This window comes from Caenispirillum bisanense (assembly GCF_039523075.1).
Lineage (GTDB): Bacteria > Pseudomonadota > Alphaproteobacteria > Rhodospirillales > Rhodospirillaceae > Caenispirillum > Caenispirillum bisanense.
The window spans coordinates 1-22352 of record NZ_BAAAEP010000035.1 but is presented as its reverse complement, the minus strand read 5'-3'; the positions used below and the strand labels follow the sequence as shown (position 1 = coordinate 22352).

Annotated in this window: 21 protein-coding genes and 1 pseudogene; 13 read left to right on the top strand and 9 right to left on the bottom strand. The window is 68.9% G+C overall.

Annotated features, from left to right (window positions below; translation table 11 throughout):
- Positions 1 to 3: 3 nt before the first annotated feature.
- Genes ABD056_RS15295 through ABD056_RS15285 form a run of 3 tightly spaced genes read right to left on the bottom strand, consistent with a single transcriptional unit; the run spans position 4 to position 5375 of the window.
- Positions 4 to 1377: an HlyD family type I secretion periplasmic adaptor subunit gene (locus ABD056_RS15295; RefSeq protein ID WP_343867983.1), complete on the bottom strand. Its 1374-nt coding sequence runs from the start codon at positions 1375 to 1377 to the stop codon at positions 4 to 6.
- Positions 1378 to 1392: 15 nt separating this feature from the next.
- On the bottom strand, positions 1393 to 3627 hold the full coding sequence (locus tag ABD056_RS15290; protein ID WP_343867981.1) for a peptidase domain-containing ABC transporter: 2235 nt from the start codon (positions 3625 to 3627) through the stop codon (positions 1393 to 1395).
- Positions 3624 to 5375 carry a peptidase domain-containing ABC transporter gene (locus ABD056_RS15285; RefSeq protein ID WP_343867980.1) on the bottom strand — a complete coding sequence of 584 codons (1752 nt, stop codon included), beginning with the start codon at positions 5373 to 5375 and terminating at the stop codon, positions 3624 to 3626. The genes ABD056_RS15290 and ABD056_RS15285 overlap by 4 nt, the downstream gene beginning before the upstream one ends.
- 358 nt (positions 5376 to 5733) lie before the next feature.
- Here ABD056_RS15285 and ABD056_RS15280 point away from each other — a divergent pair, with 358 nt between their 5' ends.
- Complete coding sequence (locus ABD056_RS15280; RefSeq protein ID WP_343867978.1) at positions 5734 to 6306, top strand: metallophosphoesterase family protein; 573 nt, start codon at positions 5734 to 5736, stop codon at positions 6304 to 6306.
- Between the two features lie 66 nt (positions 6307 to 6372).
- Here the strand turns inward: ABD056_RS15280 and ABD056_RS15275 are convergent, their stop codons facing one another.
- A complete protein-coding gene (locus ABD056_RS15275; RefSeq protein ID WP_343867976.1) occupies positions 6373 to 6720 on the bottom strand; it encodes a DUF1476 domain-containing protein in 348 nt (115 codons plus the stop codon).
- A 143-nt stretch (positions 6721 to 6863) separates the two neighbouring features.
- Here ABD056_RS15275 and ABD056_RS15270 point away from each other — a divergent pair, with 143 nt between their 5' ends.
- The 6 genes from ABD056_RS15270 (at position 6864) to ABD056_RS15245 (ending at position 12181) form a co-directional block, all read left to right on the top strand.
- Positions 6864 to 7613: an NRDE family protein gene (locus tag ABD056_RS15270; protein ID WP_343867975.1), complete on the top strand. Its 750-nt coding sequence runs from the start codon at positions 6864 to 6866 to the stop codon at positions 7611 to 7613.
- 144 nt (positions 7614 to 7757) lie between these two features.
- Positions 7758 to 8525: a phosphoribosylaminoimidazolesuccinocarboxamide synthase gene (gene purC / locus ABD056_RS15265; protein WP_343867973.1), complete on the top strand. Its 768-nt coding sequence runs from the start codon at positions 7758 to 7760 to the stop codon at positions 8523 to 8525.
- Between the two features lie 88 nt (positions 8526 to 8613).
- Positions 8614 to 8856, top strand: a complete 243-nt coding sequence (purS, locus tag ABD056_RS15260; RefSeq protein ID WP_343867971.1) for a phosphoribosylformylglycinamidine synthase subunit PurS — start codon at positions 8614 to 8616, stop codon at positions 8854 to 8856.
- An 87-nt stretch (positions 8857 to 8943) separates the two neighbouring features.
- Positions 8944 to 9633 carry a phosphoribosylformylglycinamidine synthase subunit PurQ gene (gene purQ / locus ABD056_RS15255; RefSeq protein WP_343867969.1) on the top strand — a complete coding sequence of 230 codons (690 nt, stop codon included), beginning with the start codon at positions 8944 to 8946 and terminating at the stop codon, positions 9631 to 9633.
- On the top strand, positions 9630 to 11855 hold the full coding sequence (gene purL / locus ABD056_RS15250; protein ID WP_343867968.1) for a phosphoribosylformylglycinamidine synthase subunit PurL: 2226 nt from the start codon (positions 9630 to 9632) through the stop codon (positions 11853 to 11855). Before purQ ends, purL begins: the two co-directional genes overlap by 4 nt.
- Positions 11856 to 11941: 86 nt before the next feature.
- Entirely contained in the window at positions 11942 to 12181 is a 240-nt protein-coding gene (locus tag ABD056_RS15245; protein WP_343867967.1) for a BolA family protein, read from the top strand.
- Positions 12182 to 12276: 95 nt separating this feature from the next.
- On the opposite strand, the gene ABD056_RS15240 is transcribed toward ABD056_RS15245, so the two are convergent.
- Positions 12277 to 13107, bottom strand: coding sequence for an aldo/keto reductase (locus tag ABD056_RS15240; protein WP_343867966.1), 831 nt, complete (start codon positions 13105 to 13107; stop codon positions 12277 to 12279).
- Between the two features lie 1066 nt (positions 13108 to 14173).
- Between ABD056_RS15240 and ABD056_RS15235 the strand changes: the two genes are divergently transcribed.
- Both ABD056_RS15235 and ABD056_RS15230 read left to right on the top strand, forming a co-directional pair.
- Complete coding sequence (locus ABD056_RS15235) at positions 14174 to 15400, top strand: glycosyltransferase family 4 protein (RefSeq protein ID WP_343867964.1); 1227 nt, start codon at positions 14174 to 14176, stop codon at positions 15398 to 15400.
- Between the two features lie 215 nt (positions 15401 to 15615).
- Positions 15616 to 15744, top strand: a pseudogene (locus ABD056_RS15230) (integrase core domain-containing protein); the annotation flags it as partial.
- Between the two features lie 9 nt (positions 15745 to 15753).
- Here the strand turns inward: ABD056_RS15230 and ABD056_RS15225 are convergent.
- Together ABD056_RS15225 and ABD056_RS15220 are read right to left on the bottom strand one after the other, a co-directional pair.
- Positions 15754 to 16173 carry a DUF4170 domain-containing protein gene (locus ABD056_RS15225; protein ID WP_343867962.1) on the bottom strand — a complete coding sequence of 140 codons (420 nt, stop codon included), beginning with the start codon at positions 16171 to 16173 and terminating at the stop codon, positions 15754 to 15756.
- A 115-nt stretch (positions 16174 to 16288) separates the two neighbouring features.
- Positions 16289 to 16738: a rhodanese-like domain-containing protein gene (locus ABD056_RS15220; protein ID WP_343867960.1), complete on the bottom strand. Its 450-nt coding sequence runs from the start codon at positions 16736 to 16738 to the stop codon at positions 16289 to 16291.
- Between the two features lie 124 nt (positions 16739 to 16862).
- On the opposite strand from ABD056_RS15220, the gene trmFO reads away from it, so the two are divergent.
- A complete protein-coding gene (trmFO, locus tag ABD056_RS15215; protein ID WP_343867958.1) occupies positions 16863 to 18245 on the top strand; it encodes a methylenetetrahydrofolate--tRNA-(uracil(54)-C(5))-methyltransferase (FADH(2)-oxidizing) TrmFO in 1383 nt (460 codons plus the stop codon).
- An 85-nt stretch (positions 18246 to 18330) separates the two neighbouring features.
- Here trmFO and ABD056_RS15210 read toward each other — a convergent pair whose 3' ends face one another.
- Positions 18331 to 18525, bottom strand: a complete 195-nt coding sequence (locus ABD056_RS15210) for a hypothetical protein (protein ID WP_343867957.1) — start codon at positions 18523 to 18525, stop codon at positions 18331 to 18333.
- A 227-nt stretch (positions 18526 to 18752) separates the two neighbouring features.
- The gene (locus tag ABD056_RS15205; RefSeq protein WP_343867955.1) at positions 18753 to 19640 is read right to left on the bottom strand and encodes a squalene/phytoene synthase family protein; all 888 of its coding nucleotides are present in this window, start codon (positions 19638 to 19640) and stop codon (positions 18753 to 18755) included.
- Positions 19641 to 19733: 93 nt separating this feature from the next.
- On the opposite strand from ABD056_RS15205, the gene ABD056_RS15200 reads away from it, so the two are divergent.
- The 3 genes from ABD056_RS15200 to ABD056_RS15190 are packed head-to-tail and all read left to right on the top strand — an operon-like array spanning position 19734 to position 22278.
- Positions 19734 to 20588 (top strand): squalene/phytoene synthase family protein, encoded by an 855-nt coding sequence (locus tag ABD056_RS15200; protein WP_343867953.1) that lies wholly within the window; start codon positions 19734 to 19736, stop codon positions 20586 to 20588.
- Positions 20585 to 21451, top strand: a complete 867-nt coding sequence (hpnD, locus tag ABD056_RS15195) for a presqualene diphosphate synthase HpnD (RefSeq protein ID WP_343867951.1) — start codon at positions 20585 to 20587, stop codon at positions 21449 to 21451. The genes ABD056_RS15200 and hpnD overlap by 4 nt, the downstream gene beginning before the upstream one ends.
- A complete protein-coding gene (locus ABD056_RS15190) occupies positions 21448 to 22278 on the top strand; it encodes an FAD-dependent oxidoreductase (RefSeq protein ID WP_343867950.1) in 831 nt (276 codons plus the stop codon). The genes hpnD and ABD056_RS15190 overlap by 4 nt, the downstream gene beginning before the upstream one ends.
- Positions 22279 to 22352: the final 74 nt, after the last annotated feature.

Sequence of the window (22352 nt, the reverse complement as noted above, 5' to 3'; positions counted from 1 at the left end):
GCCTCAGCGCTCGCGGAAGGCGTGCGCCAGCGACACGTAAATCGGCTTCAGCAGGTATTCGAGCAGCGTCTTCTCGCCGGTCACCACGTCGGCCTGCACGGTCATGCCCGGCAGGATGCGGTTTTCCTCGGGGTTTTCGCCGAGGTAGGCGCGGTCCATGGTCACCATGCCCTTGTAGTAGGGCTGGCCGGTCTGCTCGTCGACGTAGGTGGTGGCGGAGACGTATTCGAGCCGCCCGGCAACGCTGCCATAGCGCACGAAGTCATAGCTCGACACCTTGATCTTCACCGGCTGGCCGGCGGTGACGTGGCCGACGTCGCGGGTGGCGATCTTGGTCTCGACCCGCAGTTCGTCGTCGACCGGCACCACCTCCATCAGCACGCCGCCGGCCGGGATGACCGTGCCCGCGTTGCGCACCTGCAGGTTCTGCACATAGCCGCGCACCGGCGACACCATCTCCAGCCGCTGCACCATGTCCTGGGCGCGGCCGAGGGCTTCCTCCACCTGCACCAGCTCGGCGGTGACGGTGCCCAGTTCACCCACGGCGTCCTGGCGCTGGTTGTTGTCCAGGTCGTTGATGCGCTGGGTCAGTTCCACCACCGCCTTTTCCGAGGTTTCCTTCTGCCCTTCCAGGCGCGACAGCTCGCTTTCCGCCGCCGCCTTCTCGCGCTGGACCTCGAAGAACCGCACCTTGGAGGCATGGCCCTGCTGGAACAGGGTGCGCTGCATCTCCACTTCCTCGCCCAGCAGCGCCACCTGGCGGCGCACCGACTCCATCTGGCGGGCGGCGGCGTTGGCTTCCGCCTGCTTCTGCATGATCTCGCCTTCCAGCACGGCGCGCTGGCTTTCCCAGCGGTCGTGGCCGGCGCGGAAGATGCTCATCTGGTCGGCCATCAGGTGGGCGAAGCGCGGCTCGATGAAGCTGAAGTCGGGATCGCGGCCGAACATGAAGGCGCGCAGGCGCTCCTCCCGCAGCTTCAGGCTGGCGCGGCGGGCGCGGATCTGCTCTAGCTCCGCCGTCGCCTGCACCGGGTCGAGGCGGGCGAGCACGGTGCCGGCCTCCACCATCTGGCGCTCTTCCACCAGGATGTCGCGCACGATGCCGCCTTCCAGGTGCTGCACCACCTGCACCTTGCTGCGCGGCACGACGGAGCCGGAGGTCACCGCCACCTCGTCGATGCGGATGAGGCTGGCCCAGGCGACGAAGCCGGTGACCAGCACCGCCACCAGCAGCACGGCGGCACCGGCCAGCCAGGACATGCCCTTCTCTTCCAGCAGCACGAACTGGGCGAGGTAGCGGATCTGCCGGCTGCCGCGCTGCACCTTGCGGGGCGCGCCGCCGAGAGCGGTCGGGGAGGACGGGATGGACTGGCTCATGATCGTCTCGCGACCTCAGAAAATGCCGGCGGGCAGCCGCTCAAGCACCTGCTTGGCGGGCCCCATCATGCGGATCTGCCCCTGGTGCATCACGATCACCTTGTCACACAGGCGAAGGTGGCTGGGGCGGTGGGTGACCAGGAAGACGGTGGACTTGCCGCGAATGCGCTCCAGCACCTTCATGAACTGCTGGTCGCCGATGAAGTCGAGGCCGTTGGCCGGCTCGTCGAACAGCATCACCGGCGCCCGCTTCAGGTAGGCGCGGGCCAGCGACAGGCGCTGCCGCAGGTTGGACGGCAGGTGGGCGGAGCGGCCGTCGCCGAGGCGGGTGTTGAAGCCCTCGGGCAGCGCCTGGATGTCCTCCAGGCAGCCGGCTTCGGCGCAGGCCCAGTCCAGTTCGGCATCGCTGGCCGTCGGGTCGGCGAGGCGCAGGTTCTGGCCGATGGTGCCGAAGAACAGCTCGCAGTGCTGCGGCACGTAGGCGATGTTGCGGCGCAGTTCGATGGGGTCGACCTGACGGATGTCGATGTTGTCCAGCCGCACGCCGCCCGCCTGCGGCCGGTACATGCCGAGCACCAGCTTGAGGATGGTCGACTTGCCGGACCCGTTCGGCCCGACGATGCCGACGATCTCCCCCGGTTCCACCTGCAGGTTGACGCCGAACAGGGCCGGGTCGTTGTCGGCGACATAGCGCATGGAAACGTTGGAGAACGTCACCCGGCCGGTCCAGGCCTTGCGGACGGCGCTCTGGGCGCTCTGCACCGCCTGGCCGCCCTCGCGCCGCTCCGGCGCCAGGCGCATCAGGCGGTTGATCTGGCCGACGGAGTCGCGCATGCGCTCCAGCTGCGACAGGGTGGAGAAGCCGGCCTGCAGCGGCCGCAGCACCCACCACACCAGCATCATGGAGGCGATCAGCCCGCCCACCGTCATGTCGCCGCCCAGCACCCGCAGCACGCCCCAGCCGAGGGTGGCGATGCCGGTGCAGACGATGATCGCCTGCGACAGGCCGGCCGCCAGCGCCGTGCCCTGGGCCGACTTGAAGGACTTGATGGCGGCATCGGCCGACAGGATACGGTAGCGCTCCGCCCACACCGAACGGGCGCCCGTGCTGTTGATGTCGCGCAGGCGCGAGAAGCTCTCGACCAGGAACTCCTGCCGCCGCGACGATGCCTTGCCGGCGTCGGCGACGCTGCGGCGCATGCGCGGCCGCACGGCCAGGCCGACCAGCACGAAGGCGATCACCCCGGCCATGGGCACGAACACCAGCGGACCGCCGAGGATCGCCATCACCAGCAGGAACACCAGGGCGAAGGGGATCTCGAAGATGACGGTGGCGAGCGGGCCGGTGAAGAACTCGCGCACCACCTCGAAATCCTTCAGCCGCGCCACCTGCGAGCTGATGTTGGCCATTTCCGTGTAGGCCGGCGGCAGACCCACCAGCCGCTGGAACACGGCATTGCCGAGGATATGGTCGAGGCGCGCGCCGATGTAGGCGATCATGTGCGCCCGCAGCGCCCGCAGCAGGTAGTCGCCGGTCAGCGCGATGGCGACGCCGATCAGCATGCTGGTCAGCAGCTCCATGGAGCCGGTGGCGATCACCTTGTCGTAGACCGACATGATGAACAGCGGCACGCCCAGCGCCAGCACGTTGGCGAGCAGGCTGACCCCGAGGGCGCGGATGACCAGCGGCCGGAAGCGGCGCACCATGTCGGTGACGAAGGTGGCGCTCGGCGTCGAGGTGGCGGCGAGGCCGGCCACTGCATCCTCGTCCTCGCGGTGGAAGACGTAGAGCCGGCCGCGGCCGCGGGGCTTCGCCTCGGTGTGGTATTCCTGCGTCTTGGGGTCGAACAGCGTCATCCCCGCCTCGTCCACCCGCACCACCACCTTGGCAAGGCCGCGGTCGGGCAGGAACAGGCAGGGGGCAAGGCGCGGGTCCATGCCGCGCAGCGAACTGCGCAGCGACCGGCTGGACCAGCCCAGGTTGGCCATGACGTTCAGGAAGTCGGTCAGGTCCAGCTGGTCGGCGAAGTGGGGCAGCGCCTCCGACACCTGGCGCGGGTCGCCGTCCCAGCCCAGCGCGTCGAGCAGCGGCAGCAGGCAGCCGGCGAGGTCGGTGACGGCCTTGAAGCCGCCCAGGCGGCCGGCCACCACCTGATCGTGGGACAGGGCGGCCTGCTCGCGCGGGCGGCCCCAGCCGATGGCGCCGAAGTCGGCCGCGTCGGCGGTAGGAGTGGCGGTGGCGTCGGTCATTGCGCGACGGCTCCTTCAGCGCCGGTGGAGCGGCGGACCGACGGCGCGCCGGTGCCGAAGCGGCCGGTCAGCGACGGGTCTTCCCGCGCCGCCAGGCGGTTGCCGACGATCTCGAAACGGCGGTCGGCCAGCTTGAGCAGCGACGGCCGCAGGGTGACGAGGATGAGGGTGCGGCTGCCCTTCAGGCTTTCCAGGTGGGCGCGCAGGGCTTCGTCGCCGGGGCCGTCCATGGCGGTGTTGGCCTCGTCGAACAGGATCACCTGCGGGTCCAGCGCCAGCACGCGGGCGATGGCGATGCGCTGGCGGATGCCGCGCGGCATGGCATCGGCGGCGCCGCCGGCGATGGTGGTGAGGTAGCCGTTGGGGAAGGTCGCCACCACGTCGTCGAGCCCCAGGTCGCTGGCCGCCTGCAGAGCCCGTTCGCGCAGGTCGCGGCGGAACATGGTCAGGTTGTCGAGCAGCGAGCCGCGGAACAGGAAGGCCTCGCTCGGCAGCAGGCCGATGCCGCCGCGCTCCAGCGCTTCCGGCGCCCACTGCGACAGCGGCACGCCGTCGATGCGCACCTCGCCGGCGGTGGGGGTCATGACGCCGGCCATCAGGCGCAGCAGCGACGACTTGCCGCAGCCGTTGGTGCCGGTGATGCCGATGCACTCGCCGGGCTCCACCGTCAGCGACAGGCCCTCGAACACCGGCGGCGCGTCCTTGCCGTAGGAGAAGCCGACGTCGCGCATCTCCAGCGCCCCGACCATGGGGCCCACGTGCGGCGCCTTGGGCACCGAGCGGGTCGGCAGGGTGAACAGGCCCGAGGCCCGCTCGCGCGCCAGCGACACCGTCTGCATGCGGGTCCACATGGCGACCGCCCGCTGCACCGGCTGCACGGCGCGGCCGGCCAGCAGGGTGCAGGCGGCAAGACCGCCGACCGTCATCATGTTGTTGACGACGTAGACCGAGCCCAGGGCCACCGTCGCCACCATGACCATCTGCGAGAACATGTTGCCGAGGGTCTGGGCCGAGGCATTGCGCAGCACCACGTCGTGGTCGGCGCGGGCCACCGCTTCCTGCAGGCGCACGTAGCGCTGCGTCATCTGGCCTTCCATGGCCAGCGACTTGACGGCGTGGATGCCCGACAGCACCTCGATGTTGAAGCTGAGGCGGCGGTCGCGCACCTCGTTGTAGGTCTTGATGGCGCGGCGCAGGGCGCGGCCGTGCCACAGCATCACCAGGCCGAACAGCGCCAGCACCGCCGTCGGCACCCACACCAGATCGCCGCCCAGCAGCCAAATCAGGCCGAGGAACAGCAGCACGAACGGCAGGTCGAGGAAGACGGCGATGCCCTGGTCGGCATAGTGGTCCTTCAGGGCATAGATGGCGGACATGCGTTCCAGCAGGCCGCCGGCGCCCTGGCGCTCCACCTCGTGGACCGGCGCCTCCAGCACCCGGTTGAAAGCGGCCTGGCCGGCATTATGTTCGAACCGGGCCGCCAGCCAGCCGGTGATGGCGGTGCGCGCGCCGCGCAGCACCACCTCCAGCACCAGCGCCACCAGGATGCCGATCACCAGCAGCATCAGCGTGCCGGTGGAGCTGTTGGGGATGATGCGGTCATAGACCTGCAGCAGCGACAGCGGCAGGACCAGGCCCAGGAGGTTCAGGAAGACGGTTCCGATGGCGAGCGGCACCACCGCCTTTCCGATTCCGGAAAAGCGCCGCCAGCCGCCCCACCGCGCCCCTGTCGACTTGACGTTGCTCAAGGCACCCTCATTCCCATCATTTTGATAAAATTTTAGATTCTTACGACGTGCCGCCTAGCCCGACTGAAGTCATGGATAGAACCAAAGTCATAGAGCTACGCCACGCCAACACCCCACCCCACACGCGCAGGCTGCAAGCTAAGCCTCTGAGAAACCTAACATCCGGCCTTATGCTTCTGGATTATACGCCGGCGCAGGTTACTGAGGACTTACGACATTCGACCCTACCAGCACCGCTTTCGGCCGTCACCCCCGTTCCCCGTGGTGAGAGCCTGCCTGATAGGGCGCGGATCTGGACGAAAGGCGCGGTTTTCCGCCGCCGGTGCCCACCACCGTCGCCGTGCGTTATGCTGAGGCCATGACCGTCTTCTTCACCAGCGACACGCACTTCGGCCATGCCGGCGCCCTCGGGTTGCTGGGCCGCCGCTTCGACTCGGTGAAGGCCATGAACGCCGTCATGATCGCCCGCTGGCAGGCCACCGTCGGCCCCGACGACGAGGTCTGGCACCTGGGCGACTTCGCGCTCACCCTGGCGCCGGCGGCGCGGGCGGAAATCCTGGACGCCCTGCCCGGCCGCAAGCATCTGGTGGCCGGCAACAACGACGACGCCGACACCCTCGCCCTGCCCGGCTGGGCCAGCGTGCAGAGCTATGCCGAACTGACGGTGGACGACACGCCGCTGGTGCTCTGCCACTACCCGTTCCGCACCTGGAACGGCATCAGCCGCGGCGCCCTCAATCTGCACGGTCACAGCCACGGCCGGCTGGAGCCGATGGCGCGGCAGATGGATGTGGGGGTGGATGTGTTCGACTTCCGCCCGGTGACGCTGGCGGAGATCCGGGCCGCCCTGCGCCGCCGCAGGCGCCGCCGGCAGGCGGAGGGCGATGCGGATGCGGCCGGGGCGGACGGCAAACGGGGCGCCGCCCGATGACGGGCGCGCCCCGCTGCAATGCCGGCCGCCCGTTGCCCTGGAGGCAGCGGCGGCGGAGCCTGGACCTTACTTCTTGTCGGAGCCCGACTCGATTTCCGACATGATCTGACGGCGAGCTTCGGCGTGGAACTTCTCAAGCTTGATGCGCAGGCGGCCTTCGGTGATGTCCACCTCGTGCTGCTGCAGATCGCGGAAGACCTTGCGGATGACGTCGTCATCGCCCTTCTCTTCCAGGTCGGCTGCCACCACCGAACGGGCATAGGCCTCGGCGCCGCCGCCGGCCATGCCCATGGCTTCGGCTGCCCACAGGCCGAACAGCTTGTTCCGGCGGGCGTCGATCTTGAACTCGAGTTCCTGATCCAGCCTGAACTTCGCCTCGAAACCCTTTTCCCGTTCGTTGAAGGCGTCGCTCATGTTACGCAATTCCTCAATGGCTGAACTATAGACGGAACGGCGGCGGCTCCGGCCTTGAGGGGACCGCGGCGCCGGCAAAATGGCCGCCCCCTTATACAGCCTGCCCACCCCAACGTGTACCTAATTTTTCGGATGCTGATCTCATGTGCTCCATCGTGATCCTGCGCCGTCCCACTGATATGTGGCCGGTGGTGGTCGCTGCCAACCGGGACGAGATGCGGGACCGCCCGTGGCTCCCGCCGGCCCGCCACTGGCCCGACCGGCCGGAGGTGACGGCCGGGCTGGACGAACTGGCCGGCGGCACCTGGCTCGGCCTCAACGACGCCGGCGTGGTGGCGGCGGTACTGAACCGCGTCTCCACCCTCGGCCCGGCGCCGGGCAAGCGCTCGCGCGGGGAACTGCCGCTGGAGGCGCTCGACCATGCCGACGCCGCCCTGGCGGTGGAGGCGCTGACCGACCTCGATCCCCAGGCCTACCGCCCCTTCAACATGGTGGTGGCGGACAACCGCGATGCCTTCTGGCTGCGCTCCGACGGCGTCGAGGTGAAGGCCGCGCCGCTACCCGAAGGGGTGAGCATGATCACCGCCTTCGACCGCAACGACACCGCCGACCCGCGCATCGCCCGCCACCTGCCCCGCTTCCGCGCCGCCGCGGCGCCACAGCCGGGCGACGACCAGTGGGGCGAGTGGCCGGCGCTGCTGGCCAGCGGCGACACCGCGGCGGACGAGCGCCCCACCGCCGCCATGTGCTTCATGACCGAGCGCGGATTCGGCACCGTGTCGTCCAGCCTGATCGCCCTGCCGGCCATCGGCGCCGAGGTGCCGCCACGCTGGCTGTTCAGCGACGGCCCGCCGGACGCCGCGCCCTTCCGCCCGGTGCCCCTGCGGGGCTGAGGCGGCCCATTGGCGTTGTCTGGGGCGCCCCACCCTGCTATACAGCCCGCACCGACGACCAGGCGGGCGGGAGGTTGCTCCGGCCCGCCCACTTTCATTCCCGCTTCCGGAGCCGGTTCCCGGAAGCCTCACCGGACGACGGCCATGGCACGACGCAGAATGATTTACGAAGGCAAGGCGAAGGTTCTGTTCGAAGGACCGGAGCCGGGCACGCTGGTCCAGTACTTCAAGGACGATGCGACCGCCTTCAACAACAAGAAGAAGGGCACGATCACCGGCAAGGGCGTGCTCAACAACCGCATCAGCGAATACCTGATGAACCGGCTGAACGAAATCGGCGTGCCGACCCACTTCATCCGTCGCCTGAACATGCGCGAGCAGCTGGTGCGGGAAGTGGAGATCGTCCCCATCGAGGTGGTGATCCGCAACATCGCCGCCGGCTCCATCGCCACCCGCTTCGGCATCGCCGAGGGCACGCCGCTGCCGCGCTCCATCGTCGAATACTATTACAAGAACGACGAGCTGAACGACCCGATGGTCTCGGAAGAGCACATCACGGCCTTCGGCTGGGCGACCATCCAGGAACTGGACGAGATCATCGCCCTGTCGCTGCGCGTCAACGACTACCTCTCGGGCCTGTTCCTCGGCATCGGCATCAAGCTGGTCGACTTCAAGCTGGAGTTCGGCCGCCTGTGGCACGAGAACGGCGACATGCAGATCGTGCTGGCTGACGAGATCAGCCCCGACAACTGCCGCCTGTGGGACGCCAAGACCAACGAAAAGCTGGACAAGGACCGCTTCCGCCGCGACATGGGCAACGTGGAAGGCGCCTACCAGGAAGTGGCGCGCCGCCTCGGTATCCTGCCCGAAAGCGGGCCGTCGGACATGGCGGGTCCCGAGACCATGCAGTGAGGCACCGAAGGGCCGGCCGGCAAGATCGCGCCGGCCCTTCGCCCTCCTGCCCCCTTTGTTTCACTCCCTTTCATAAGGACGTCAGGCCGTGAAAGCCAAGGTACACGTGACCCTCAAGCCCGGTGTGCTCGATCCGCAGGGCAAGGCCGTCAGCCACGCGCTCCAGTCGCTGGGCTTCGATGGCGTGCAGGAGGTGCGCCAGGGCAAGTACATCGAACTCGATCTGGCCGAAACCGACCCGGCCAAGGCCCGCGAGGCCGTCGAGCGCATGTGCCGCGAGCTTCTCGCCAACACGGTGATCGAGAACTTCACGGTCGACCTGGAGGGCTGACGGCCACCGCCGCCGCGCCGCCCGCACCCCGGCGGCGGCGCCGGCCAGCCTCCCCCTCCCCCACCAGCCGAAGGCCGATGTGACGCCATGAAAGCCGCCGTCATCGTATTCCCCGGCTCCAACTGCGACCGCGACGTGGCGGTGGCGGTGGAGCGGGTCATGGGCGTGAAGCCCCTCATGCTGTGGCACCGCGAGACCGCCGTGCCGGACCTCGACCTCATCATCGTTCCGGGCGGGTTCTCCTATGGGGATTACCTGCGGTCCGGCGCCATGGCCGCGCACTCGCCGGTGATGCGCGAGGTCAAGGCCCGCGCCGACGCCGGCGTGCGCGTGCTCGGCATCTGCAACGGCTTCCAGATCCTGACCGAAGCCGGCCTGCTGCCGGGCGCGCTGATGCGCAACCGCGACCTGAAGTTCATCTGCCGCGACGTCCACCTGACCGTGGAGTCCACCGACAGCGACTTCACCCGCGGCTACCGGCGCGGCCAGGTGGTGCGCTACCCGGTCGCCCACCACGACGGCAACTTCTTCGCCGACGAGCAGACGCTCGCCCGCATCGAGGGCGAGGGCCAGGTGGCCTTCCGCTACGCCCACCCCGACGGCCGTGTCGACGAGGCGTCCAACATCAACGGCAGCCGCAACAACATCGCCGGCGTGTTCAACGACCGCCGCACGGTGCTCGGCCTGATGCCGCACCCGGAGCGGCTGATCGACGACCACCTCGGCGGCACCGACGGCGTGCCCATGTTCAAGTCCCTGCTGGAGGCCCTGTCGTGAGCCAGATCACTGCGGAAATCGTCGCCCAGCACGGCCTGACGCAGGACGAGTACAAGCTGGTGCTCGACATCATGGGCCGCGAGCCCAACCTGACCGAGCTTGGCATCTTCTCGGTCATGTGGTCGGAGCACTGCTCCTACAAGTCGTCGAAGAAGTGGCTGAAGACGCTGCCGACCAAGGCGCCGTGGGTGATCTGCGGCCCCGGCGAGAATGCTGGCGTGGTCGACATCGGCGAGGGCCTGGCCGCCATCTTCAAGATGGAGAGCCACAACCACCCGTCGTTCATCGAGCCCTACCAGGGTGCGGCGACCGGCGTCGGCGGCATCCTGCGCGACGTCTTCACCATGGGCGCCCGCCCCATCGCCAACATGAACGCCCTGCGCTTCGGCGACCCCAGCCATCCGAAGACCCGCCATCTGGTGGCGGGCGTGGTGGCCGGCATCGGCGGCTACGGCAACTGCGTCGGCGTGCCGACCATCGGCGGCGAGACCAACTTCCACAAGTCCTACAACGGCAACATCCTGGTCAACGCCATGACCGTGGGCATCGCCGAAGCGGACAAGATCTTCTATTCCGCCGCCGCCGGCGTCGGCAACCCGGTGGTCTATGCCGGCTCCAAGACCGGCCGCGACGGCATCCACGGCGCCACCATGGCCTCGGCCGAATTCGACGAGAAGTCGGAGGAAAAGCGGCCCACCGTCCAGGTCGGCGACCCGTTCACCGAGAAGCTGCTGATCGAAGCCTGCCTGGAGCTGATGGCGACCGACGCCATCGTCGCCATCCAGGACATGGGCGCCGCCGGCCTGACCTCGTCGTCCTTCGAGATGGCGTCCAAGGGCGGTCTCGGCGTCGAGCTGGAGCTGGACCGCGTGCCCATGCGCGAAACCGGCATGACCCCCTACGAGCTGATGCTGTCGGAGAGCCAGGAGCGCATGCTCATGGTGCTCAAGCCCGGCAAGGAAGACCTGGCGCGCAGCATCTTCGAGAAGTGGGAACTGGACTTCGCCGTCATCGGCCACCTGACCGACTCCGGCCGCATGGTGCTGAAGTGGCACGGCGAGGTGGTGGGCGACCTTCCCATCGACCCGCTGGCCATGGCCTCGCCGGAATACGACCGCCCCTACGAGATCGTGCGCGAGACCCGCGGCCTGCGCGCCAACGAGGTGCCGGAAGTGCCGTGGCAGGACGCCCTCACCACCCTGGTCGGCTGCCCCGACCTCGCCAGCCGGCGGTGGATCTGGGAACAGTACGACCACATGGTGATGGGCGACACCGTCGTCCGCCCCGGCGGCGATGCCGGCGTGGTGCGCCTGCACGGCAGCAACCGCGGCCTCGCCGTCACCACCGACTGCACGCCCCGCTATGTCGAGGCCGACCCGGTGGAAGGCGGCCGTCAGGCCGTGACCGAGGCGTGGCGCAACCTGACCGCCGTCGGCGCCCGGCCGCTCGCCATCACCGACAACATGAACTTCGGCAACCCCGAGAAGCCGGTGATCATGGGCCAGTTCGTCGGCGCCTGCCAGGGCATGGCGGAAGCCTGCGTGGCGCTCGAGTTCCCGGTCGTGTCGGGCAACGTGTCGCTCTACAACGAGACCCAGGGCCAGCCCATCATGCCGACGCCGGCCATCGGCGCCATCGGCCTGATCGACAACCTCGACCGCATGGCGACGGTGCCCTTCAAGGCCGCCGACGACGTCATCGTGGTGCTGGGCGAGACGCTGGGCGAGCGCGGCGGCGGCTGGCTGGCCCAGTCGCTCTACCTGCGCGAGGTGCTGGGCCGCGAGGAAGGCGCCCCGCCGCCGGTGGATCTGGCGCACGAGCGCAAGGTGGGCGACTACGTCCGCGCCCTCATCGGCGCCGGCCGCGTCACCGCCTGCCACGACATTTCCGACGGCGGCCTGCTCATCGCCCTGGCGGAGATGGCCATGGGCTCGGGCATCGGCTTCGACATCAAGACCGATCCGGGTCCGCGCCACGCCTATCTGTTCGGCGAGGATCAGGGCCGCTATATCGTGACGGTGAAGGACGGCGACGTCGCCGACATCGTTGCCCAGGCGGAAGAGTCCGGCGTGCCCGTGCGGGTGCTGGGCTCCACCGGCGGCGATGCGGTGGTGGTGGACGGCGTGACCGGCCCGACGGTGGCCGAGCTGCGCCGCATCAACGAAGCCTGGATGCCCGGCTACATGGCCGGCGAAGTGGTGGAACCGGCCGGCGCGCCCTGACAGGGGCGGCGCCCGGTCGGGCGGATCGATCGGAAGGACAGGCGGGCCCGCCCCGGGCCCGCCGCACGCTGACGGAGGACCTGCACATGGCGATGGAAGCCAGCGAAATCGAACGGCTGATCAAGGAGGCCTTCCCTGACGCCGAGGTGACCATCGAAGACCTGCGCGGCGACGGCGACCACTACGCCGCCCTCGTCGTGTCGTCCGCCTTCGAGGGCAAGAGCCGCGTGCAGCAGCACCAGATGGTCTACGGCGCCCTCAAGGGCAAGATGGGCGGCGACCTCCACGCGCTGGCCCTGCAGACCCAGGTGCCGCCGCCGGGCTGACGGCAACCGCCGCCTGACGACGACGAAGGCCGGACCGGGGCGGATGCCCCGGTCCGGCCTTTTTCATGTCCGCTGGGACACCGGCCGGGCCGGCGTCAGGTATCCCACTTGGGCGCCAGACCATCGGGCGAGATCTGGCGGCCGTCGGGGCGCTGCAGGGCCTTGATGGCGGCCATCTCGTCGGCCGACAGCTCGAAGTCGAAGATGTCGAGGTTGCTGCGAGCGTGGTCTTCGCTGCGGGTGCGGGGGATGGCGCAGACGCCGTCCTGCTGGATCAGCCAGCGCAGCGCCACCTGCACCTCGTTGCGGCCGCCGTGGGCGGCGCCGATGTCCCTCAGCACCGGGTCGCCCATGATGGCGCCCTGGGCGATGGGGCTGTAGGCAGTGACCGCCATGCCGTGGCCCCGCGCCGCCGCCAGCACCGGGTCCTGGTTCAGGTAGGGGTGGTATTCGACCTGATTGGTCACCAGCGGCTCCGGCGACAGCGCCACCGCCTGCTCGGTCAGCGCCACGGTGAAGTTGGAGATGCCGATGTGGCGCGCCTTGCCGGCCCGTTTCACCGCGGCGATGGCGCCCAGGGTCTCGGCCAGCTCGACCTCCGGGTTCGGCCAGTGCAGCAGCAGCAGGTCGACATGATCGACGCGCAGCCGCTGCAGGCTCTCGTCCACCGAGCGCTGAAGATCACCGTCGCGGAAGGCGCTGACCCACACCTTGGTGGTCAGCCACAGGTCATGGCGCGGCACCCCGGCTTCGGCGAGGGCCTCCCCCACCGCCGCCTCGTTCTCGTAGATCTGGGCGGTGTCGATGTGGCGATAGCCCATGTCGAGGGCGGCCCGCACCATGCGGCGGCAATCGTCGGGCACAAGGGTGAAGGTGCCGAAGCCGAGGGCGGGGATCTGGGCGTCCCGGGCGGTGACGGTCCACATGAAGCTCTGTCCTGTCGCTGAAGGGATGAACGGAGGAACGGCCGGCGCACGACGGCGGGCCCCGAGCACGCCAACGCCCGCCGCGGCGATCCCGTTGCCGGCGCCAGTATTGGCTCTGGGCGACCGGCAGATGCGACGGCGCGATGGTGGTCGAGCTGACCTGATCTCCGCAATCTCCTCCGGTTTGAGGGAGAGTGCACTGCAGGCCCCGGAGCCAGTAGGCCGGACACGCTTGATGAGGTTCGCCGGCCAGCCCTCCCGGCGCTACAGGGCGTGGGTACGCCGGCAGGTCGGACGGCCCCGCCGTCTCGCCAATCTCGCAGATGCTTTCGCGCAGGCCGGCCTGCGCCCCGCGGATGGAGCGGCGGTGGAGGTCAACCGCAGTGCCTGGAGGCCCGGCGGACGCATCCTTCACCTGCCAGATTGTCCGCACACGGCCCACCAATTCCCGCCGGCGCGCAGCCCCTCAGAGCTTTCAGCGGATGAGGTCCTTAAGCATCTCCTTGTCCGGAGACAGCTCGGCGACGATGCGCCTGGGCCGGTGCTCTCCTCCCAAAGCTGACGCAGCCGCTTTCTCTCCGAGGACATCAGGCCCCTGCATTTCCTCCGCCGGCAGTAGTAGGTCTGGATCAAGATGCCGGCCTCGCGGGAGGCTTACTCGACCGACGTCCCCTCATGGGCGTGGCGCCGGATGAACCCGATCTGCGCCTCGCGGAAGCTCGCCCCCTTCACCGTCACCTCCCGGTTGCCCGTTGTCCACGGCCACCGAGAGTTTTCTGGCCTCAAGTGGTCCAGGAAGCCGGCAGGAAGTCGGTGCTTAGGCTGGATTCCACTCCAGCCCCCAGGTTGAATCAAATCTTCCTCTTCTGTTTCCGTCAGAACACAAGGATGCTCTAACCTCAGGGGGAAGGTCATGCATCTCCTCCCAAGGACTCATATATGCTATAAACGCTCTGCCGCATCGGCAACTGGGGAGACGCCAATTGAATCACAATTCAAGCAGCCGCACCTCCGACTAACAGAGATATTTAAGTAGTTTCCAAATGCATTCGTGTGGATTAATCGCATGAACATTCTAATGGTTCATCAAAACTTCCCAGGTCAGTTTAAGAATTTAGTTAATTATTTCTCCACCTTAGAAAATCATCGCGTTGTTTTTTTAACTCAAGGTGGAGCAACCGAGCCTCCTGGGATAGAGCGCATCGTCTACCGCCCACGGCGGGCTCCGGCGGCGGGTACCCATCCATATCTTCTAAGCACGGAAAAGGGTGTACTGGCTGCACAGGAGGTAGCACGCCAATGCCTTATCCTTAAGAAGAACGGATTCTCACCCGATATAATGATCGGTCACAACGGGTGGGGGGAACTTTTATTTCTGAAGGACATATGGCCTCACACCCCTTTAGTGGGATACTTTGAATTTTTCTACAACCCCCTCGGCTATGACATGGGGTTCGACCCGGAATTCCAGCCGACTATGGATGACGTACTAAGATCCCGCGTGCGCAACAGCATTAATTTGCTTGGCCTGGCAGCCGCAGATGCTGGAATCGCGCCGACAGAGTGGCAACGGAGTGTCCATCCCTCCATCTGGCACGATAAAATTACCGTTCTGCACGAGGGAATAGACACTAAAAAGGTGTTCCCGTCTCCTGATGCAAGTATCGTCCTCGGACGGGAGAACCTACGACTCACCCGACACGATGAGATTATAACTTTTTCTGTTCGAAACCTGGAGCCTTACCGCGGGTTCCATGTATTTATGCGGGCGCTACCGATCATTCAGCACCGCCGTCCGCGCGCGAGAGTAATTTTTGTCGGTGGCGACGACGTCTCCTACGGACGCAAGCGATCTGACGGGTTGACGTGGAGGCAAGCGTTAACCCAGGAGATCAAGGACGTCGTTGACATAAACAGAATACATTTCTTAGGTCATCTGCCATACGAACATTACCTGAGGGTTCTCCAGGTCAGCCAAGTGCATGTATATCTGACATATCCTTTTGTTTTAAGCTGGTCATTACTTGAAGCCATGAGCGCGGGATGCGCGATAGTCGGCTCGGCCACGCCCCCCGTACAGGAGGTGATAGCTGATGGCAGCAATGGCTTGCTGGTGGATTTTTTTGATCGAGAAGGACTCGCAGACCGGATCGATCACATCCTGGACCACCCCACCCGCCGAGCCGACCTTAGGGCAGCTGCGAGGTCCACAATTGTGGACCGGTTCGACCTTCATACGAAAGCTCTGCCAGCCTACCTGAACTTCCTTCAACGCTGGGCCGACCGCAGCTAAAGGCAGTTGAGATGACCTACTCCCTGGCGTAGGTCACGCCCCAGGTGGCGGCATCGCTGACGGCGGTGGCCCCCGGAGATCGTGCGGTGGCCCGGATTGCGACAGCCAACCTGACCCGAGGCCACCGACGACCAAAGAGATGATGAGCCTCCGCAGCCTCGTGGCGAAGCCCCTGGCGCTGAGTTGCTGCGGGGGATGACGCTATCATCGAAGCGGCGGCCCTGCGGCGGGCGCAGGAGCGGCGGATCGACTGGCACCCAATCGCTCCGGGCAAGCCGCCCCGGACCACTTACGTGGAGAGCTTCAGCGGCTGCCTCCGCGACCAGTGCCTGAACGAGACACTGTCCTCGGCGTCAGGAGGCCTTTTCGGCCTGCTTTTCGCGGGTCTTGTCCGGGTCGGTGACGATGCTGTAGCGGTGCGTCGCGCTGTCGATGGTCTGGCTGGTGATGCCGCGCCAGAAGTCCAGCGCCTGCTGCTTGCCGAAGGGGCCGTAGACCTCGAACTTGCGGCCGTCGGCGATCACTTCGAAGTCGGTGGAGCTGTACTCGCCGCCCACCACCCAGAACTGCTGGTCGGGCAGGTCGCCCTCGTTCTTCACCACATACCGGACCATGGCGTTGTCGACGGTGCGGCCGGTGATGTCGCGCCAGAAGACGTGGGCCTCGCGCTCGGTGAAGGGGCCGTGCTTTTCCAGGGTGACCCCGGCGGCCGGCGTGGTGAAGCTGCTGTCGGCATATTCGCCGCCGATCACATAGTAGGTCTTGCTGGACATGGTGCCCCGGTCTCCTGTGGGTAGGCGGATTCGAGCCTCTGTATAAGGCTTTCCGGGCCTGGATAAAACCATGATCTTCGCGAAACCCACCCGCAAGGGCGGGGCGGCGGCGGGGTCAGCGGCGGGTGGTCGGCAGCTTCTCGCGGTTCCACTTGACCATGCCGCCGGCCACCACCTGCACCTTGTTCAGCCCCGCCCCCTTCAGCACCCGCGCGGCGGAGGCGGCGCGGCTGGCGGTGCGGCACATCACATAGACCGGAGTATCGGCATAGGGCGCCAGTTGCGGCTTCAACTCGGCCATCCGGCGGTTGAGGTCCGACAGCGGCAGGTTCAGCGCCCCCGGCACATGGCCCAGCTCGTCGCGGAATTCGTCGGGCTGGCGCACGTCCAGCACCAGGCAGTCCTCGCCGGCCTTCAGGCGCTGGCTGACCTCGCGCGGGCCGATGAAGCCGACGCCGGCCAGCAGGCGCGGGATCATCTTGATGCCGACGATGGTGAAGGCGCCGGCCAGGGCGGCGATCAGCAGTTCGCGCTGGTTGAACAGGCTGTCGAGGAAGGCGTCCACGGTGGCAGGGTTCCCGCTGGGTTCATGACGAAGCGGTCATAGAATGGGCGCTGCGGCCGGCGAGTCAATGACCGCCGCAACTCGGTGCTGGACACGGGCGCGGCGGCCGACTACATGACGCGCCATGTCCGACATGAACCCCGTCCACATCATCGGCGGCGGCCTTGCAGGGTCCGAGGCGGCATGGCAGCTGGCAAGCGCCGGCGTCCCCGTCATCCTGCACGAGATGCGCCCCCATCGCCCCACCGACGCCCACCAGACCGACCGGCTGGCGGAGCTGGTGTGCTCCAACTCCCTGCGCTCCGACGACCCGGATTACAACGCGGTCGGCCTGCTGCACTGGGAGATGCGGCGCGCCGGCTCGCTCATCCTGGCCTGCGCCGACAAGCACGCGGTGCCGGCGGGAGGCGCGCTGGCCGTCGACCGCGACGCCTTCGCCGAAGAAGTGCAGCAGCGCCTCTCCAGCCACCCGCTGGTCACCATCGAGCGCGGCGAGGTCGCCGGCCTGCCGCCGGAGGCGTGGGACAGCGTCATCATCGCCACCGGCCCGCTGACCAGCCCGCCGCTGGCCGAGGCCATCGGCCAGCTGACCGGCGAGGACAGCCTCGCCTTCTTCGATGCCATCGCGCCGATCGTCTACAAGGAGTCCATCGACTTCAGCAAGGCGTGGTTCCAGTCGCGCTACGACAAGGGCACGGGCACCGACTACATCAACTGCGCCATGAGCCGCGACGAGTACGAGGCCTTCATCGACGCCCTGCTGGCCGCCGAGAAGACCGAGTTCAAGGAGTGGGAGAAGGACACCCCCTACTTCGAGGGCTGCCTGCCCATCGAGGTGATGGCAGAGCGCGGCCGCCGCACCCTCACCTTCGGCCCCATGAAGCCGGTCGGCCTGACCAACCCGCACACTCCCGGCGTGCGCCCCTATGCGGTGGTGCAGCTGCGGCAGGACAATGCCCTCGGCACCCTCTACAACATCGTCGGTTTCCAGACCAAGCTGAAGTACGGCGAGCAGTCGCGCATCTTCCGCATGATCCCGGGGCTGGAGAATGCCGAGTTCGCCCGCCTGGGCGGCATCCACCGCAACACCTTCCTCAACAGCCCGCGCCTGCTGGACGAGCGCCAGCGCCTGAAGGCGGCGCCGCGGCTGCGCTTCGCCGGCCAGATTTCCGGCTGCGAGGGCTATGTCGAAAGCGCCTCCATGGGCCTCGTGGCCGGCCGCTTCGCCGCCGCCGAGCGGCTGGGGCTCGACCAGCCGCTGCCGCCGCGCACCACCGCCATGGGCGCCCTGCTCGGCCACATCACCGGCGGGGCGGAGGCGGAGACCTTCCAGCCCATGAACGTCAACTTCGGCCTGTTCCCGGAACTGGGGCCGGAGGATCTGGAGCGCAACAGCCGCGGCCGCATCCCCAAGGGCCGCGAGCGCAAGCTGGGCTACAGCCGCCGCGCCATGCGCGACTTCGAGGCATGGCTGGCGGCCTCGCCGCTCGGCAGCCCGGCTCCTTAAGGACCGGCAGCAGACATGACGACGGGCGCCGCGGCCAGGCCGGGCGCCCGTTCTGCTGATGCCTGACGGCCGGGCCGCTGCGCCTTCAGCGCAGGGCGGGCTTCAGGTAGAGCACGTTGTCGATGGTCTGGATCAGCGCCGGATCGGTGGCGATGGAGGCCTGGGCGCCGGTCTGGCTCCAGCCGCCGAGGTTGAGCACGCCATGGAGGACAACACTGAGGACAAGCACGCAGGCCACGGCGGCCATGTGCTGACTGACGGTGGCTTTCCGGGGGTCCATGATCACCGCCTCCCTGCTGCTACGGGGGACACATCCGACGGTCTACAGTCGAGTGTAGCCCAACAGGCCACATCGTTAAAGTACCTTCTCAAGGAGACCCCGTCAACGCCTTGTTTCATAACATTCTTTTCTTACGCTTTCCGACGTAGGGATGGCTCGTTCCCTACATCGGAAGCCAGTATGGACATCTCCCCTCCCCTCCCGCAAGCGCCGAGTCGTGGCAGACGTCAGAATCTCCCGGTCAGGGAGGCAACCGTCAAACGAAGGGGGCGGGTGTCGATGGCGGCCATCTCGGGGTGAAAGACGTTCCACCGGTGCCGCCGCAGCCGCCGCAAATAACCCTCCGCCAACAGTGCCGGCAGCAGCGCCGGCAGGGCGGCGCGCGGCACCTGGCGGCGGCGGGCGCGGGCGGCCGTCAGCTGCGCCGCCGCCTCCCCTGCCAGCCGCTCGGCCACGGCGGCGACGGCGGCATGGGGCACGCCGGCCGTCACCACCTCCGGCCCCTGGCCGTGGGCCGCAAGGTCGGCGCGCGGCAGGTAGACCCGGTTCTGCGCCGCATGGAAGGCGGCGGCGCGCAGCAGCCAGACCAGGGTCCACGCCGTCCCCACCGCCTCCGCCGCCTCGGCTGCGTCCTCCCGCCCCTTCTCCGCCGCGCCGCCGCCGGTGAGCACCCCGACGGCCAGCCGCTGCACCGCGCCGCCGGTGGCGCGGGCGTAGGCCAGCAGGGCAGCGCGGTCGGCGGGCGGATCGTCGTCCATGTCCTGCTCGCGGCCCTGCAGTACCGCCTCGAAATCCTCCGGCCGCAGGTCACGGCGGCGGATGGCCTCGGCCAGCGCCGCCGCCACCGGATGCCCGGCCGCCACGGTGCCGCCGTCGTAGACCGATGCCAGCGTATCGCGCCACCATTGCAGGCGCATGAAGCCGATCATCGGCTCGTGGACCTTCTCGCGGATGGCTGCCACCTCGGCGTTGAAGGCGTAGACGGCGAACAGGTCCTCGCGCCGGTCGGCGGGCGCGAACAGGGCGGTGGTGAAGCGGTCGCGGTCGTGACGGCGGACCTCTTCCCCCACCAGCGACAGCGGCGGTGTACGGTCGGCACGGGCAGGGTCGGCCATGGGAAATGCCTTGCAGACGACAGGGGCGGTTTGCCGGACGGGCGGCTGCTGTGTCATATATGGCCTTCCATCTCGCAGGGAAAGCCGCCACGCATGCCGGTGACCGACACCGCCAGTCCAGCCTGGACCCCGCCGACCTCCGGCAAGGGCATGGCGGACGAGAACTTTCCCGTCGCCGGCCTGCTGCTGGCGGCCCGCCACCGGCCGGTGGTGGCTGCGTATTACCGCTTCGCCCGCACCGCCGACGACATCGCCGACGACCCTGCCCTGCCGACTGACCGCAAGCTCGCCCTGCTCGACCGCCTGGAGGCGGTGCTGAGCGGCGAGGCCCCGGCCGCCGCCGCCCCGCCGGCCGCCGCCCTACGGCCGCTGCTGCTGGATCGCGGCGTGCCGCTAACAGTGGCGGCGGACCTGCTGGTGGCCTTCCGCGCCGATGCCCGCAACACCCCCTGCGAGACCTGGGACGAGCTGATGGCCTATTGCCGCCACAGCGCCGCGCCGGTCGGGCGCTTCCTGCTGCGCCTGCACGGAGCCCCGGCCGCCGCCGATTCCCCCGCCGATGCCCTGTGCGCGGCGCTGCAGGTTCTCAATCACCTGCAGGATCTGCGCGCCGACTGGACGCGCCTCGGCCGCCGCTACCTGCCGCTGGAGGATATGGCGGAGCCGGCGGACCTCGGCCGCACCCCGGCGCCGGAGCGGCTGCGCGCCCCCATCCTGGCAGCCCTGGAGCGGACCCGCGACCTGCTCGCCGCCGCCGCGCCGCTGCCGGTGCTGGCCGGCGACCGCCGCCTCGCCATGCAGAGCGCCATGGTGCTGCATCTGGCACACCGGCTGGCGGCGCGGCTGACCGCCGCCGCCCCCCACACCGAAGGCGTCAGGGCCGCCCGCCACCACTGGCTGACGGCGGCGCTGGCGGGGCTGGCGGCCGGCGCGGGGGTGAGGCCATGACCGCCATGCCGCCTCCGGCCGCGGCCGATCGCAAGGCCCTGGCGCGTGGCGTCGCCCGCGCCGGATCGTCGTTCTACTGGGCCATGCGCCTGCTGCCGCGACCGCAGCGGGAGGCGATGTTCGCCCTTTACGCCTACTGCCGCGAGCTGGACGATATCGCCGACGGCACCGCCCCGCTGGCGGAAAAACGCGGCCGGCTGGCGGCGTGGCGGCGGGAGCTGGACGCCCTTTATGCCGGCATGCCGGCCACGCCGGTCAGCCTCGCCCTGCTCGACCCCATCCGTCGCTGCCGGCTGCCGCGCGAGGAGTTCGAGGAGATCATCGCCGGCATGGAAATGGACGCCGCCGGTGTCATGCTGGCGCCGCTGCTGCCCGACCTGCGGCTGTATTGCCGCCGGGTGGCGGGCGCCGTGGGCGTGCTGACCCTCGGCATCATGGGCGACCGCAGCCGCCCCGCCGGCTGCCTCGCCCTGGTGCTGGGCGAGGCCATGCAGCTGACCAACATCCTGCGCGACCTGCGCGAGGACGCCGCCCTCGGCCGCCTCTACCTGCCGCGCGAAACCCTGGCGGAGGCCGGCATCGTCGCTGCCAGCCCCGACGAGGTGCTGGCCCACGAGGCGCTGCCCTGGGTCTGCGACATCGTCGCCGCCATGGCCGCCGCCCGCTTCCAGGAGGCACGGCTGATGGTGCCGGAGGTGGATCCGATGGCCGCCGCGCCGGCGGTGATGATGATGGACATCTACAGCCGCCTGCTCGACCGGCTGCGCGAGCGCGGCTGGCAGGCGCTGGACCAGCGCCCCGCCCTCGGCAAGCTGGAACTGGTCTCCATCGCCCTGCGGCACAAGGTGTTCGGCGCCGCATGACGGCCGGCCGCCGCCGCCTGCACGTGATCGGCGCCGGCATGGCCGGGCTGGCCTGCGCCGTGGAAGCGGTGCGGCGCGGTCTGGCGGTGACGGTGCACGAGGCGGCCCCGGCGGCCGGCGGGCGCTGCCGGTCGTTCGATGACCCGATCCTCGGCCGGCGGCTCGACAACGGCTCCCACCTCATGCTGGCGGCCAATGCCGCCACCCGCGCCCTGCTGGAGACGACCGGCGGCTGGTCGGCGGTGACCGAGGTGGCGCCGGCCTGCTTCAGCTTCCACGACCTGCGCCGCGACCACGGCTGGACCCTGCGCCCCAACCCCGGCCCGCTGCCGTGGTGGCTGGCGCGGGCCGACCGGCGGGTGCCGGGGGTGGGCGCCCTCGCCCACCTGCGCGGCCTGCTGCTGCTGGCCCTGGCGGAACCGCAGGCGACGGTGGCGGAGGCGCTGGCCGGGCCGCTGCTCGATCCGCTGTGGCACCCGGTGGCGGAGGCGGTGCTCAACACCGCGCCGGCGGAAGCCTCCGCCCGTGCCTTGTGGGTGGTGGCGCGCGAGACCCTCGGGCGCGGCGAGGCCGCCTGCCGGCCGTGGCTGTTCCCGCACGGGCTCGACGCCGCCCTGGTGGCTCCGGCGGTCGACTGGCTGCGCCGGCAGGGGGCGGAGGTGCGGCTGGCGGCGCCGGTGCGGCGGCTGGAGTGCCAGGACGGCGCGGTGACCGGGCTCGTTGATCGCGCCGGAGAGACCGAGGCGCTGGCAGGGGGCGGAGGTGCGGCTGGCGGCGCCGGTGCGGCGGCTGGAGTGCCAGGACGGCGCGGTGACCGGGCTCGTTGATCGCGCCGGAGAGACCGAGGCGCCGGCAGGGGGCGGAGGTGCGGCTGGCGGCGCCGGTGCGGCGGCTGGAGTGC

Excerpts from the sequence above, each read along its gene's own strand:
- ABD056_RS15295 (WP_343867983.1), bottom strand. The coding sequence starts at position 1,377 with ATGAGCCAGTCCATCCCGTCCTCCCCGACCGCTCTCGGCGGCGCGCCC.
- ABD056_RS15290 (WP_343867981.1), bottom strand. The coding sequence starts at position 3,627 with ATGACCGACGCCACCGCCACTCCTACCGCCGACGCGGCCGACTTCGGC.
- ABD056_RS15280 (WP_343867978.1), top strand. The coding sequence starts at position 5,734 with ATGACCGTCTTCTTCACCAGCGACACGCACTTCGGCCATGCCGGCGCC.
- ABD056_RS15275 (WP_343867976.1), bottom strand. The coding sequence starts at position 6,720 with ATGAGCGACGCCTTCAACGAACGGGAAAAGGGTTTCGAGGCGAAGTTC.
- ABD056_RS15270 (WP_343867975.1), top strand. The coding sequence starts at position 6,864 with ATGTGCTCCATCGTGATCCTGCGCCGTCCCACTGATATGTGGCCGGTG.
- purC (WP_343867973.1), top strand. The coding sequence starts at position 7,758 with ATGGCACGACGCAGAATGATTTACGAAGGCAAGGCGAAGGTTCTGTTC.
- purQ (WP_343867969.1), top strand. The coding sequence starts at position 8,944 with ATGAAAGCCGCCGTCATCGTATTCCCCGGCTCCAACTGCGACCGCGAC.
- ABD056_RS15245 (WP_343867967.1), top strand. The coding sequence starts at position 11,942 with ATGGCGATGGAAGCCAGCGAAATCGAACGGCTGATCAAGGAGGCCTTC.
- ABD056_RS15240 (WP_343867966.1), bottom strand. The coding sequence starts at position 13,107 with ATGTGGACCGTCACCGCCCGGGACGCCCAGATCCCCGCCCTCGGCTTC.
- ABD056_RS15235 (WP_343867964.1), top strand. The coding sequence starts at position 14,174 with ATGAACATTCTAATGGTTCATCAAAACTTCCCAGGTCAGTTTAAGAAT.
- ABD056_RS15225 (WP_343867962.1), bottom strand. The coding sequence starts at position 16,173 with ATGTCCAGCAAGACCTACTATGTGATCGGCGGCGAATATGCCGACAGC.
- trmFO (WP_343867958.1), top strand. The coding sequence starts at position 16,863 with ATGTCCGACATGAACCCCGTCCACATCATCGGCGGCGGCCTTGCAGGG.
- ABD056_RS15210 (WP_343867957.1), bottom strand. The coding sequence starts at position 18,525 with ATGGACCCCCGGAAAGCCACCGTCAGTCAGCACATGGCCGCCGTGGCC.
- ABD056_RS15205 (WP_343867955.1), bottom strand. The coding sequence starts at position 19,640 with ATGGCCGACCCTGCCCGTGCCGACCGTACACCGCCGCTGTCGCTGGTG.
- ABD056_RS15200 (WP_343867953.1), top strand. The coding sequence starts at position 19,734 with ATGCCGGTGACCGACACCGCCAGTCCAGCCTGGACCCCGCCGACCTCC.
- hpnD (WP_343867951.1), top strand. The coding sequence starts at position 20,585 with ATGACCGCCATGCCGCCTCCGGCCGCGGCCGATCGCAAGGCCCTGGCG.
- ABD056_RS15190 (WP_343867950.1), top strand. The coding sequence starts at position 21,448 with ATGACGGCCGGCCGCCGCCGCCTGCACGTGATCGGCGCCGGCATGGCC.